Origin of the sequence: Coleofasciculus sp. E1-EBD-02 (genome assembly GCF_040218245.1) — a bacterium.
In the GTDB taxonomy this organism is placed as follows: domain Bacteria; phylum Cyanobacteriota; class Cyanobacteriia; order Cyanobacteriales; family Coleofasciculaceae; genus Coleofasciculus.
Window position 1 is genome coordinate 1 of the sequence record NZ_JAVJQN010000153.1, and the last position, 11,980, is coordinate 11,980.

The 11,980-nt window shown below is 47.9% G+C and carries 13 protein-coding genes and 1 pseudogene; 4 read left to right on the forward strand and 10 right to left on the reverse strand.

Translation table 11 applies throughout. The annotated features are described in order from the left end of the window. Positions 1-220 precede the first annotated feature (220 nt). Positions 221-2,245, forward strand: coding sequence for a magnesium chelatase ATPase subunit D (gene bchD, locus RIC07_RS24655; RefSeq protein WP_446396812.1), 2,025 nt, complete (start codon positions 221-223; stop codon positions 2,243-2,245). 293 nt (positions 2,246-2,538) lie between these two features. Next, entirely contained in the window at positions 2,539-4,731 is a 2,193-nt protein-coding gene (topA, locus tag RIC07_RS24660) for a type I DNA topoisomerase (protein ID WP_446396813.1), read from the forward strand. Between the two features lie 244 nt (positions 4,732-4,975). On the opposite strand, the gene RIC07_RS24665 is transcribed toward topA, so the two are convergent. Next, the gene (locus RIC07_RS24665) at positions 4,976-5,743 is read right to left on the reverse strand and encodes an anti-sigma factor (RefSeq protein ID WP_446396814.1); all 768 of its coding nucleotides are present in this window, start codon (positions 5,741-5,743) and stop codon (positions 4,976-4,978) included. Next, positions 5,737-6,300, reverse strand: coding sequence for a sigma-70 family RNA polymerase sigma factor (locus RIC07_RS24670; protein WP_446396843.1), 564 nt, complete (start codon positions 6,298-6,300; stop codon positions 5,737-5,739). The genes RIC07_RS24665 and RIC07_RS24670 overlap by 7 nt, the downstream gene beginning before the upstream one ends. A 156-nt stretch (positions 6,301-6,456) precedes the next feature. Here RIC07_RS24670 and RIC07_RS24675 point away from each other — a divergent pair. After that, positions 6,457-6,576: pseudogene (locus tag RIC07_RS24675) on the forward strand (cupin); the annotation flags it as partial. A 16-nt stretch (positions 6,577-6,592) separates the two neighbouring features. On the opposite strand, the gene phnC reads toward RIC07_RS24675, so the two are convergent. Further along, positions 6,593-7,327 (reverse strand): phosphonate ABC transporter ATP-binding protein, encoded by a 735-nt coding sequence (phnC, locus tag RIC07_RS24680; protein WP_446396815.1) that lies wholly within the window; start codon positions 7,325-7,327, stop codon positions 6,593-6,595. 35 nt (positions 7,328-7,362) lie between these two features. On the opposite strand from phnC, the gene RIC07_RS24685 reads away from it, so the two are divergent. After that, on the forward strand, positions 7,363-7,500 hold the full coding sequence (locus tag RIC07_RS24685; RefSeq protein WP_446396816.1) for a hypothetical protein: 138 nt from the start codon (positions 7,363-7,365) through the stop codon (positions 7,498-7,500). A gap of 190 nt (positions 7,501-7,690) precedes the next feature. On the opposite strand, the gene phnE is transcribed toward RIC07_RS24685, so the two are convergent. The 7 genes from phnE to RIC07_RS24720 all read right to left on the reverse strand — a co-directional run bounded on the left by phnE (position 7,691) and on the right by RIC07_RS24720 (position 11,969). Further along, entirely contained in the window at positions 7,691-8,542 is an 852-nt protein-coding gene (gene phnE, locus RIC07_RS24690; protein ID WP_446396817.1) for a phosphonate ABC transporter, permease protein PhnE, read from the reverse strand. Continuing rightward, positions 8,539-9,471, reverse strand: a complete 933-nt coding sequence (locus RIC07_RS24695; protein ID WP_446396818.1) for a phosphate/phosphite/phosphonate ABC transporter substrate-binding protein — start codon at positions 9,469-9,471, stop codon at positions 8,539-8,541. Before RIC07_RS24695 ends, phnE begins: the two co-directional genes overlap by 4 nt. A 10-nt stretch (positions 9,472-9,481) precedes the next feature. Further along, positions 9,482-9,640, reverse strand: a complete 159-nt coding sequence (locus RIC07_RS24700; RefSeq protein WP_446396819.1) for a hypothetical protein — start codon at positions 9,638-9,640, stop codon at positions 9,482-9,484. 94 nt (positions 9,641-9,734) lie between these two features. Further along, positions 9,735-10,046, reverse strand: a complete 312-nt coding sequence (locus tag RIC07_RS24705; RefSeq protein WP_446396820.1) for an ArsR/SmtB family transcription factor — start codon at positions 10,044-10,046, stop codon at positions 9,735-9,737. A gap of 239 nt (positions 10,047-10,285) precedes the next feature. Continuing rightward, positions 10,286-10,468 carry a nitrate/nitrite transporter NrtS gene (nrtS, locus tag RIC07_RS24710; RefSeq protein WP_446396821.1) on the reverse strand — a complete coding sequence of 61 codons (183 nt, stop codon included), beginning with the start codon at positions 10,466-10,468 and terminating at the stop codon, positions 10,286-10,288. Positions 10,469-10,660: 192 nt separating this feature from the next. Continuing rightward, positions 10,661-11,020, reverse strand: a complete 360-nt coding sequence (locus RIC07_RS24715) for a thioredoxin family protein (protein WP_446396822.1) — start codon at positions 11,018-11,020, stop codon at positions 10,661-10,663. Between the two features lie 97 nt (positions 11,021-11,117). Further along, a complete protein-coding gene (locus RIC07_RS24720) occupies positions 11,118-11,969 on the reverse strand; it encodes a cytochrome c biogenesis protein CcdA (RefSeq protein WP_446396823.1) in 852 nt (283 codons plus the stop codon). Between the last annotated feature and the right edge of the window lie 11 nt (positions 11,970-11,980).

Genomic DNA, 11,980 nt, shown 5'->3' on the forward strand with positions numbered 1-11,980 from the left:
ATGGATATAAGTCCAAAGGGCAGTTGCGAAAAACCCCTGAGCTTCGACAGGCTCAGCTACCGCGTAGTCTCAGGGGTAGGAAGCAGAAACTCAAATCGTGAGGTTTGGGAATCCCTCGTCTCCGGCGAGGGAGGATGTCAAGCACGAGATTTTTCCGCTAACCGTCCAAACCACTCCAGGACAAGGTATGCTGAAAGACTGATAGTGTCATGCTTGCCTTATGCCTGTGCTGAACTCTGCCCCAGCAACCAATTTTCCCCTAACGGCTGTCGTGGGGCAAGAAGCGATTAAATTAGCGCTGCTGTTGGCGGCGGTTGATCCGGGATTAGGAGGAGTCGCGATCGCGGGACGACGGGGAACGGCTAAATCCGTGATGGCACGCGCCCTTCACGCCTTACTCCCGCCCATTGAAGTGGTCAAGGGTTCCATTTCTAATTGTCATCCCAATTATCCTCAAGAATGGGATGATCAGCTTTTAGCCCAAGGCGTTACACCAGAAACCGTGGAGACGGAAATTATCCCCGCGCCCTTTGTACAAATCCCACTGGGGACAACCGAAGATCGCCTCTTAGGTTCCGTGGATGTGGAGAAATCAGTCCAACAAGGGGAACCTGTGTTTCAACCCGGACTCTTGGCACAGGCACATCGGGGGGTGTTATATATTGATGAAATCAACCTCCTGGATGACCAAATCGCCAACCAACTGTTAAGCGTTCTCACCGACGGGCGCAACCAAGTTGAACGGGAGGGGATGAGTTTTCAGCATCCCTGCAAACCTTTATTAATTGCCACCTATAACCCCGACGAAGGACCCCTGCGGGAGCATTTACTGGATAGAATTGCCATAACCCTATCTGCCGATGGGGTATTGGCACTGGATCAGCGAGTGCAAGCCGTCGAACAAGCGATCGCGTACACGAGTTCACCCCAAGCCTTTCTCGGTCAATATAACGAAGACATCGATAACCTGAAAACTGATATTATCCTGGCACGGGAATGGCTCAAAGACGTGCAAATTACATCTGACCAAATTGCTTATCTGGTTGAAGAAGCCCTGCGCGGTGGCGTTCAAGGGCATCGGGCGGAACTCTTTGCCGTGCGCGTCGCCAAAGCCTCAGCCGCCCTAGATGGGCGTCAAACCATCAGTGCTGACGATTTGAAACGCGCCGTGGAATTAGTGATTGTCCCCCGTTCTACCATCGTCCAGACCCCACCAGAGGAACCGCCACCGCCACCTCCACCCCCACCGCCCCAAGATGAGTCGTCTCAAGATCAAGACGAACCCGAAGATCAGGAGGAAAAAGACGAGGAACAAGAACAAGAACAAGAACAAGAACCCCCCAGCATCCCCGAAGAATTCGTCTTCGATACCGAGGGCGTAGTTCTCGACCCCAGTGTCCTCTACTTCGCTCAAATGGCGCAGCGACAAGGAAAATCGGGAACGCGCAGCATTATCTTCTCCGAGGATCGGGGGCGCTATGTCAAGCCGATGCTTCCCAAAGGTGCAGTCAAGCGCATCGCCGTTGATGCCACATTACGGGCGGCTGCACCCTATCAAAAAGCCCGCCGAGAACGCCAGCCGAATCGCAAAGTTATCGTCGAATCGGGGGATATGCGTTCCAAACGCCTCGCCCGGAAAGCTGGGGCGTTGGTCGTATTTTTGGTGGATGCGTCGGGTTCCATGGCACTCAACCGGATGCAATCGGCGAAGGGTGCAGTGATGCAACTGTTGACCGAAGCCTATCAAAATCGTGACCAAGTATCCCTAATTCCCTTTCGCGGCGAACAGGCTGAGGTGTTATTACCGCCTACCCGTTCCATCGCCTTAGCGCGGGGGCGATTAGATCGGCTACCCTGTGGTGGCGGTTCCCCCCTGGCACATGGATTAACCCAGGCGGTGCGCGTCGGTACGAATGCCAAAATGTCGGGAGATATCGGTCAAATCGTGATTGTGGCGATTACCGATGGACGCGGGAATATTCCCTTAGCCCGTTCTCTGGGTGAACCCCTACCCGAAGGCGAAAAGCCGGATATTAAAGGGGAATTATTGGAGATAGCCGCAAGAATTCGGGCAATGGGGATTCAGTTATTGGTGATTGATACCGAAAACAAGTTTGTCTCCACAGGGTTTGCAAAGGAATTAGCCAAGCAAGCCGGAGGGAAATACTATCATTTACCCAAAGCCACAGATAAAGCCATTGCGTCAATGACAAAGAATGCGATCGCGGATATGAAATCCGGGTAATTGTGCGATCGGGGAGCATCATCATGTAGGGGCACGGCATTGCCGTGCCCTTACCCCATATTACTGCCCCGCTAACCCACGATGGCGGCGTGGCACACCTTACTTGATGAATTAATCATTAGTCGCGAAACCGTAGGGGCGCAAAGACTTGCGCCCAATTCAATGGTGGAATAGACTTTAACATTGAAAAACGTAAGTAGTCGGACAAAAGAAAACGGCACTGTACTAAGTTTTGTAAACAAGCCTCAAACCCTTACAAAGGACGAATAAGCCCTCATCTCCTGCCAAAAGCCATGGCGAATCTATTAATTATCGAATCAGGCGGTAAGGTCAAAAAACTCAAATCCATTCTCGGTGCTGGCTGGACGGTTAAAGCCAGTATGGGTCACGTTCGGGAATTAGCCGATGATGGTGAAGATTCTCTGGGATTTGATTTGGACGGTTCCCACATCCACTGTCGCTATGTTCCCCGGAGTAGTCAAGCCAAGAAAATCTTATCGGAATTGCGTGGTGCTATTCGCCAAGCTGACCGAATTTACCTGGGGACTGATCCTGATAGAGAAGGGGAAACCATTGGCTGGCATTTGACCCAGGCTTTGCGATTGAAGAATCCGTTACGGGTGACCTATACCGAGATTACCAAAGCCGCCGTCGATCGCGCGATCGCACATCCGAAAACCCTTGATTCTAATTTAGTCGCCGCCGGACGCGCCAGGGATTGTTTGGATAAGTTGGTGGGATATAAAGGGAGTCGATTAGTCTGGCGCTTGAATAACGGCTGCAAGTCCATGGGACGAGTGCAGAGTGCGACACTGCATCTATTGGTGAAGCGAGAACAAGAGATTTTGGCATTTAAACCCCAGGATTATTGGGTCGTCTGGGTGGAGTATCAGGAGGGATTTAAAGCTGTTTACGCAGGTCGAACTTACCCGCAAACGGCGCAACGGCGGAATTCGAGGGATAAAAATAAGACTCAACCGGATGATGCGGGAGAGGAGACGCCAGTATCAGAGGGGACGCGGGTACTCTCTCAGGAAGAAGCCGATCAATTAGTTGCGATCGCACGGTCTCATTCTCATCATGTTGTCACAGTCGAGGGAAAAACGGTTAAGCAATCTCCCCCCGCCGCCTTTATAACTTCTACGCTTCAACAATCTGCTGGTGCGAAACTCAAGCTGAATCCAGAAGTGACGATGAAAATTGCCCAAAGCCTCTATGAAGCTGGGCATATTACCTATATGCGGACGGATTCGGTGGCGTTGTCTCCAGAGTTTTGTCAGGCGGCGAAACAGTGGCTTTTACAGCATGACCCGGATAATGTACCCTCTAGAGTAGCTGCCCATCGCTCTAAATCCGGGGCGCAAGAAGCCCATGAAGCGATTCGTCCGACCCATGTTGAACGCACACCAGAACAATTATCGGTTCAACTGACTAGGGATGAGGCAAAACTGTATGATTTAATTTGGCGTCGCGCGATCGCAACTCAGTGCTGTCAAGCTCAATTGTCTAAAACTCGGATTATCACCCAATCGGGGGATGTATTCTGGGAAGCCAGAGGACAAGTGTTACTCGTACCCGGTTATACTCGTTATTGGCATAATATTGCCGCCGATTCCCAATTACCACGAGTACAGCCAGGACAACCGCTTACCTTAGATAACGCAGGTGCGGATAAGAAACAGACGCAGCCACCCCCACGTTACAGCGAACCTAAACTTGTGCAGGCGATGGAACGGTCTGGAATTGGTCGTCCTAGCACTTATGCGCCGACAATTAAGACATTGAAAGCGCGTAACTATGTGCAGTTAAGTAAAGGGAAATTGCAGCCAACCCAACTGGGGATGGAACTAGATGCATTTTTGGCACAGGTGTTACCGGATCTAATTCAGCCAGAATTTACCGCTAAGATGGAATCGGATTTAGATGCGATCGCGTCTGGGAAATTGGATTGGGAGTGTTATTTAACCGGGTGGAATCGAGATTATTTTGCTCCGGCGCTCAACTCGGCATTTTCCCAAGTCCCAGAGATAGCCAGTCAAACTCAGTGTACCCCCAAGGGTGAATCGAAACGGCGTCCGAGAACGGAACCCACGGATTATTCCTGTCCTAAATGTCAGCATCGGATGACCAAAGTATTTTCTACCTCGAAGAAGCTAAAAGCCGATCATTTCCTCAGTTGCGATAATCGTGAGGGGGGATGTGGGGCGGTAATGTTTTGGAATGGGAAGGTTGGGGCGTATGAGTTACCCCGTTCGGAACGTCCCGTAGCCGCCAAACCCACCAAGCCAGCCAACTTAACCGAATATGCTTGTCCCAAGTGTGGCAAGCCGTTGGAGTTGTATGAATATGAGAAAGAGGGTCAAGCGAAGAAGATGCTGCGTTGTGCAAATCCCAAGTCTCGTCAGGGGAAATGTAAAAATGTGGCTTATTTTTGGACGAAAAAGGGGACGTTTTGGAGTCCCAAGTTGGGCGAGGTGAAAAAGTGACAGAGGATGGCGATGCAGGGCTTGCTGTATTAAGGCGGAAACTATACACTACAAGAGTTCAATCCATTTTTCGACAAAAAGTGCTTTCGTTTTGACACCTAGAGCGCCGATCTACTAATAGTAAAGAGCCTGATTTTCCGTTGAGGATGAGCGCCAGAATGACCGTTTTGCGTTATAGCTGGGATTACTGGACTGGCGCTCTAGATGGGCGATCAGCTTATTTTTTATTTGTCCAAAGTCCAAATTAAAGTGACATACCCCCGCCTCCAGTCATTACTGTTTCTCCAGTGGGCTGCGAGAATCTTTGTGATGGCTCGACAGTCACTACAATTGAAGAGTTACCTGACATGACATTATCTAACGGGATTTCTACGAATACTTTTCCTTGAGGGTCAGGCTTAAATTCACCACAGTAAATTTTTTTCCCGTCGGCAGTTGCCCACAATCGATAAATTTGTCCTTTGGGTAAGGGATCTAGATTTTGGAGTGTTAATACTGCCACCTCAGAGTTTGGTACAATCACCATACTTCCAGAGGCTTGAGGGATTGCATTCGTTCCTTTGAGGGATACCAAGCGGCTACTAGGCTGACGAAGTAACGCGATCGCTTCCTTGTAGCGCGATAGTTCAGCACGAGCAGCAATTACCTCTTGATGTAAGCGATAGCTATATATACTGAGTCCAACTATAACAGAAGCAGCAACACTTCCTGCAACACTAAGCCAAGCTTTTGGTCTTCTCCGAAGTCGGTTTGATACTCTTGCCGTTGAACTCGTATCGCTATCTCTAGCCACTTGTAAAATCTGAGACCCTAAACTTGCAGGAGGCGAAGTTTCCGGTAAAGATAAAGGAAGCAGTGCCAACGTTTTCTGCAAGTGGCTCACTTCAGTCGCTAATTCTGGATGAGATTCTAATAACTGATTAACTGAAGCCACTTCTTCTGGAGTCAAATCGCCAAGGACGTAGCTGGCTAATCGTTCGTTTAATTCTTCAGAGTCTTGAAAGTCTACCATCGCTGTTCCACCAAATCTTGCAATAGTTGTCTGAGCTTTAACAAGCCCTTGCGCTTGTAAGTTTTTACGGTTCCTATCGGCATATTCAAGTCTTGGGCAATTTCTGATTGACTTAAGCCGTCATAGTAAGCCATCTCCAGAATCTGCCGATGATTGGAAGGCAGTTCAGAAAGTGCCTCGCGGACGCGGCTCGACATTTCTTCCAAGGAAGCCTTATCCATCAACGTACTCCAACTTTCAGGCGGAAGGCTGCGAGTCCATCGTTGAAGACGCTGCCACTGGGCTTGCATCTGACGGTGGCGGTCAATTGCTTTTGAGCGGGTTAAAGTTAATAGAAAAACCAGCATAGAACCTCGCTTTGAGTCATAATTACCTCTACGCCTGAGGGCGAGAAAGACTTCTTGGGTTAGGTCTTCAGCTTCTTGTTGGTTGCCTAACATCCGCATAGCGGTGCGGTAAACAACCTCTCCATAGCGTTCGTAAAGGATACCCAAGGCTAACAGGTTCCCCGATCGCAACGCTTGAAATACCTCGGCATCCGTTTGGTTGGATAGCATCATTTAAAATCATTAGTCTTGACATAAAAACCGAAGCATAGTATTAGTTTGCGTCATTGACTGCCGTTTTTGCTCGATTCAAACCTCAAACCTATTGAGCTTGAATTTATTAGTGATACGAGGCTGACGCTCAAAAGGATTTACTCAGGTGGAGTAATTCATCGTGTTGAAGCGCTTGGTGACGAACCGACAATTAGCTTCAACCTGTATGGTGAAACAAACTACGAACAGCGATTTGAGTTCGATCCAGTTAACTGTACTGCTAAGACTTTTTAGGTTAGAGGATGTCCTTTCATGACCGATAAATACGGTTGATATCCGAGGAACTTAACTGATGGGTTGGCATATCTAGCACGAGTTCTCCGGCTTGAATACCCAGAATGCGATCGCTATACTGTTTTGCCAGTTCCACTTGATGAAGATTGCACACAATGGTAAGTCCCTCCTGAGTGCACAGCGATCGCAACAAACCCAAAACAATGTGAGCCGTTTCTGGGTCAAGACTAGCAATGGGTTCGTCTGCTAGAATTAAACGCGCCCGTTGTGTTAAAGCCCGAGCGATCGCCACTCGCTGCTGCTGTCCTCCCGACAAGCGATCGGCGCGTTGAAATGCGACATCCAGTAGTTGCACTCGCTCTAATGCTGCCATGGCTTCATTTAACAAGCTGATGGGAAAAACTCCCAGGAAACAGCGCCACAAGGGTAACTCCTGCAAGCGTCCCCCAAGGCAATTTTCCAAAGCACTGCGGCGACGTACTAAATTAAATTGCTGGGCTACCGTAGCAATTTGAGTGCGGCTATTACGCAAATCTTTGGCGGAACAGTTAGTTAAATCCTGTCCCTGAAACCATACTCGCCCCCCATCAAGTTTCACCAGTTGGAGAATGCACCGCAGCAATGTCGTTTTCCCTGCACCAGAAGGTCCCAAAATTGCGGTAAAGGTGTGGGGTTCGATACAGAAACTGATATCTTTGAGGGCAAGTGCGCTACGGTTGTAAGACTTGGTGAGGTTTTCAACAACAAGCATGATTTTTACATTAACCCAAATCAAGAGTGAAATTTATGCAAGTCAAAGGAATTATACGCGGCAAAACCATTAAACTTTTAGAAGCGCTTCCCGTTCCCGATGGACTGGAATTTTTTATCGAAATCCCCGATAACCTATCCCCTGAACCAGAAGGAAAATGGGAACAGATATAAGCTATCATCGGAGCGTGGAAAGATAATGAGAAAATTGCCGAAATTTTTAATTAAATAGATAGAGGACGTCATTCATAATCTCATCAACATAATAAATTTACAACTTAAAAACTGGTTAGATTCTTGAAATAAAGGCAGAATTACTTGACAATCAATTTAATCAATCCACTCCTCGATAAATTTTGCTTTCTTACGCCAATCGCTTTCGCAAATAAGCACTGAGGGCATCAATTAAACTCACCATCGCTAGAATCAAAATCAAAATGGTAGCAAGTCGGGGAAAGTCTAGTAATTTCAAACTAACCAGTAGTTCGTAACCAATGCCGCCAGCCCCAACAATACCCAAAATTACTGAGGAGCGAACGTTAAATTCCCACAGATATAAGCTAATACCAATGAGTCCCGGCATGGCTTCAGGCAAGACAGCAAAGGCAAACGTGCGGATGCGGTCAGTTCCTGTGGCTTCAATCGCTTCAATGGGTTCCGGGGGAATGGTTTCTAGGACTTCCCCATAAAGTTTTGCCATCGAACCAGTGGTGTGAAATGCGACTCCCAAGACACCTGCAAAGGGTCCCAAGCCGACAATGGAAACGAAGAATAGCGCAAAAATTGCTGTATCAATTCCCCGCAAAAGATTTAAAACAAACCTCAGTGGAGTTGCTAGTAATGGTAACGGCGTGATGTTTCGGGCAACTAAAATGGCTAAAGGAACTGCAACCATAATCGCTGCGCCTGTACCAACAATTGCGATCGCTAAGGTTTCCCAAGTCGCTGTTAAAAAGGACGGGAATTCCGAGAAATCGGGGGGCCACAACCTTGTCAGCCATTCCCCCATGCGCGGTAATCCTGCCCAGAATTCCTTAACAGAGACTTCGGCGGTTTGGAGGCTGGCGACTAGAACCGCTATAGCTAGCAGTCCCCAAAATCCGCGTTGCAGTACGCGCCATAGTCCGCCACGTCGGTTACGTTCAGCTTGCAAAATCGCCTCGTAGTCAGACGGGTGATGCTTTTGGTGTACAGTTAATGGTGTTCGTTTCGTCATTCTAATTTGCCCACCAACTTACCAGCTTCCCGAATCGGTTCGTAATTGCTGCCGTCGGATGCCACAAAACCCGTGTAATTTTCTGGTAATAATTCCTGCGTTTGCTGTGGGGATAGGTTCACCAAGGAATTTTGCAGTTCAGTTTTGATATCCTCTGGTAAGCCACCCCGAATCGCAATCGGGTCATTGGGTAAAGGCTCAGATTGCCAGATAATCTTGAGATTAGATGTATCAATCCGCCCCTCACTTGCCAACACATCCAAGTTGCGGTCATAATCTGAGGCAATATCCACCTGTCCGCTCATGACTGCGATCGCTTGCGCTGCATGGCTAGCTCCTTCACTGTAGTCAAAGACTTCTTTGGGATCGATGCCGCGACGCTCAAATTCTGCGGTAGGAATCAACCAGCCTGAGGTGGAACCCACATCGGCAAGACTCAGTTTCAATTTTTCCCCTGCTTGACTCTGAGCGATTGCCTCCTCCAGGGTATCGAATGGGGCATCAGCGCGAGCCATTAACACAGAATAGTAAGTGGGTTTGCCTTTATACTTAACCGTGGCGATTGCCTCAATGGACGGCTCATTGTGATTGGCAAGCACGTATCCCCATGGACCCAACCAAGCTACATCTAAGGTACGCGATCGCAAGGCTTCAGAAATTCCAATCCAATCCTCCGTAACTATTACCTTAGCTGGCAGATTCACTTGCTCTGCCAATTCCTCAAACAATGGCTCAAACTGGTTGCGATTCTCATTAGGGGTTGGGAAATAAGGACCGACGCCGAACTCCAATTGAGACAAGTCTGCCGCAGGTGCGTTGGCTGCATTTTGGTTCGTCTCCACCTCTGGCTGACTATTACAAGCAACGATGGTGACTAACGTCAGTACTCCTAGAAGAATTGCCTTGAGCCAACGGATATTAGTTAGCATAAAATCCTCCTTAAAACTTAAATTGAAGCTCTGTGAGCAGTTGTGGAATAACTTGGTCGTCATCAAACCCCCGAATTGAGGAAGAACCATTGAAAAAGTGCAGCGTGCCATTCACTTGCAGCCTCACATTCGGGTTAACAAACCAATTGATGCCAGTCGATTTCATCATTGTCTTGAGCAACGGCATAGGAGCATAGGCTTAACCAGATGCCTAACGCCAGTAGATAGCACGGTATTGGTTTCATAGAAGCACTGATTTCTTTTCAGATTTGTCCGTCGAATGAGAGCAGACAACAGCCGAGGTTGATAGCTCGACCCGAACTCGACTCGATTCCTGGAGCGAGGTAATAGAGGACTGCTTTGCCGTCACGAGTGGCTTTGACGAACCCCTCTTGGCGAAGGACTTTAAGGTGGTGAGATAGCAGGCTCTGTTCCAAACCAAGAAGGGCGTTGAGTTCTCCAACATGTTTTGACTCCTCCATGAGAATTTCTAAAACAGCCAGACGGGTAGGGTCTGCTAAAACTTTCAGCCGACGGGCGCAAAAGGATTGAGATGATAGGCTTTTCGAGTTCATGACTCACTTCACCCTTGGGGATGAATAGAACGGTGATTTATATGAATTATCGTTCATATCATCGAGTCAATAAAGCCCTTGGTGAAAATTTGCCAGCTTAACCAACCTACTGAGCGCTCCTGAATCGCCCCGTCCATGAGGTTTATCACCTAAGCTGTTTCGGTATTAAATATCAGCTAAATGAGTTTTTGCTAAAAGCCAGATGAATTGTGGCTGAACCTGTGAGACGAATAGGTCTGTCAGCGCTTCCTTGTACGACTGATATACTGACCGTGAATGTTAACAGCGTAAGGAACCAAGTAGGTCAAACTGCCAGAAATCCATCGTTGTTGATTCATCTGTCCTTTGACTAGCGCTGACCCGTGATTAATTGCAAACAAAATAGAACCAACCACCACAGAAACCTTGAGTGCTGTCGGCATCAACTCTTTATTGAAAAGACACAAACAAAATTCCCTTACAGGTTTCATCTCCCAACTCGATAACGACTACCTTGCTTCAAGATACTCTGAGAGTGGGTTTTAAGTGGCTGGCTCTTGATTGCAGATGCACCACTCGCTGCCCGCAGGTTAACGGAGAAAATTGACTCGCTGAAAAATCAAAAATCTGCAATTTTAACGTACATCAGCTGAAACAGCCTTCTGAATTGCTTCTGAATACAACTTCTTTGGTTTTAATCCAGCAATCTGTTCTAGGACTGTTGTTCCTTTCAATAAAACAACAGTTGGGGCGCTCCGCACACCCAATTTCATTGCCAAATCGGGTTCTTCCGTCATATCGATTGTGACCAGATGAATCTTGCAACTATGGTCAGTCACCAACTTTTCTAATACGGGCGCAAGAGTTTTGCAAGAAGGGCAGTGAGGAGCAACAAATTTAACTACAATCGGTGTTTCAAAATCTTGCTGTAACTGTTTAAGAGCGTTTCGTCCTTGGTATCCAGCGCAAAAAATATTGTTTGTGGAATCTGACATTTTTCTGTCTCCTAGTTGGTTGATAAATCGATGCAACTGTTTGGCAGTTGTCTCCGTGCCAGAGCCAATAATGACTCGATTTTCTACCCTCACTAAATTAGGCTCCCAAAAACCATTGAGTGCCAGTAAACAGGTAGTACGTTCCAGTTAAAATCAGAGCCACACTGCCAAAGTGAATAATTGCCTCGGAATGTTTCAATAATTGCTTGCTTTGTTTTGCCAGTCCGGTAAACAAACTCGCCAGGAAAATCAGCATGGTGTAACCCAAAGCGTAGCTAACCATCGTTAGCGTGCCTAAGAGTTGAGAGCCACTAGCTGCCGCTGCTGCCAGCACCGCAAACAGCACCGGACTGGCACAGGGAGAACTCACCAAAGCAAAGGTTAACCCTACTCCATAAGGTCCCGCCTGGGGGAGATTCACATCCATTTGTGGTAGGGGCAACGTAACTACCCCCATCAACCACAAACCCATCAGAGCCATAATCAGTCCCACGACTACATTGATATAGCCTCGGTACTCCACCATGACGGCTCCCGCAAAGGAGGAGACTAAGCCAAACAGACTCAAAATGGTTACAGCCCCCAAAACAAATAAGCCAGCCTTGGTAAAAGCATCCCAACGGGATTTTATGTTCAACGTGCCGATATAACTGAGGTTGACGGGCAACAGCGCCAGAATGCATGGAGATACACTGGCAAGTAATCCACCAATAAATGCCAAGGGCAATAGCACTAGGAGATTGGCAGTATCTTGCTGGTCGAACCACTGCTGATAGCGGTTTTCAACGAGGGATATCGCCCGTTCGATTGGATGACTGATGACGGGTCCTAGGGTGATAACCAACGCTAGGGAGAGTAATCCCAATCCCCCGTAAATCAACCATTGTTTTGAAACTTTAAAACGTCGAGAAGCCTTGTGATCAGATGATGACCGAGGTATTTGTGCCATGATATTCTCCT

Bases quoted from the DNA above. Each gene is read 5' to 3' on its own strand.
- bchD (WP_446396812.1), top strand. From the start codon at position 221: ATGCCTGTGCTGAACTCTGCCCCAGCAACCAATTTTCCCCTAACGGCT.
- topA (WP_446396813.1), top strand. From the start codon at position 2,539: ATGGCGAATCTATTAATTATCGAATCAGGCGGTAAGGTCAAAAAACTC.
- RIC07_RS24665 (WP_446396814.1), bottom strand. From the start codon at position 5,743: ATGGTAGACTTTCAAGACTCTGAAGAATTAAACGAACGATTAGCCAGC.
- RIC07_RS24670 (WP_446396843.1), bottom strand. From the start codon at position 6,300: ATGCTATCCAACCAAACGGATGCCGAGGTATTTCAAGCGTTGCGATCG.
- phnC (WP_446396815.1), bottom strand. From the start codon at position 7,327: ATGCTTGTTGTTGAAAACCTCACCAAGTCTTACAACCGTAGCGCACTT.
- RIC07_RS24685 (WP_446396816.1), top strand. From the start codon at position 7,363: ATGCAAGTCAAAGGAATTATACGCGGCAAAACCATTAAACTTTTAGAA.
- phnE (WP_446396817.1), bottom strand. From the start codon at position 8,542: ATGACGAAACGAACACCATTAACTGTACACCAAAAGCATCACCCGTCT.
- RIC07_RS24695 (WP_446396818.1), bottom strand. From the start codon at position 9,471: ATGCTAACTAATATCCGTTGGCTCAAGGCAATTCTTCTAGGAGTACTG.
- RIC07_RS24700 (WP_446396819.1), bottom strand. From the start codon at position 9,640: ATGATGAAATCGACTGGCATCAATTGGTTTGTTAACCCGAATGTGAGG.
- RIC07_RS24705 (WP_446396820.1), bottom strand. From the start codon at position 10,046: ATGAACTCGAAAAGCCTATCATCTCAATCCTTTTGCGCCCGTCGGCTG.
- nrtS (WP_446396821.1), bottom strand. From the start codon at position 10,468: ATGCCGACAGCACTCAAGGTTTCTGTGGTGGTTGGTTCTATTTTGTTT.
- RIC07_RS24715 (WP_446396822.1), bottom strand. From the start codon at position 11,020: ATGTCAGATTCCACAAACAATATTTTTTGCGCTGGATACCAAGGACGA.
- RIC07_RS24720 (WP_446396823.1), bottom strand. From the start codon at position 11,969: ATGGCACAAATACCTCGGTCATCATCTGATCACAAGGCTTCTCGACGT.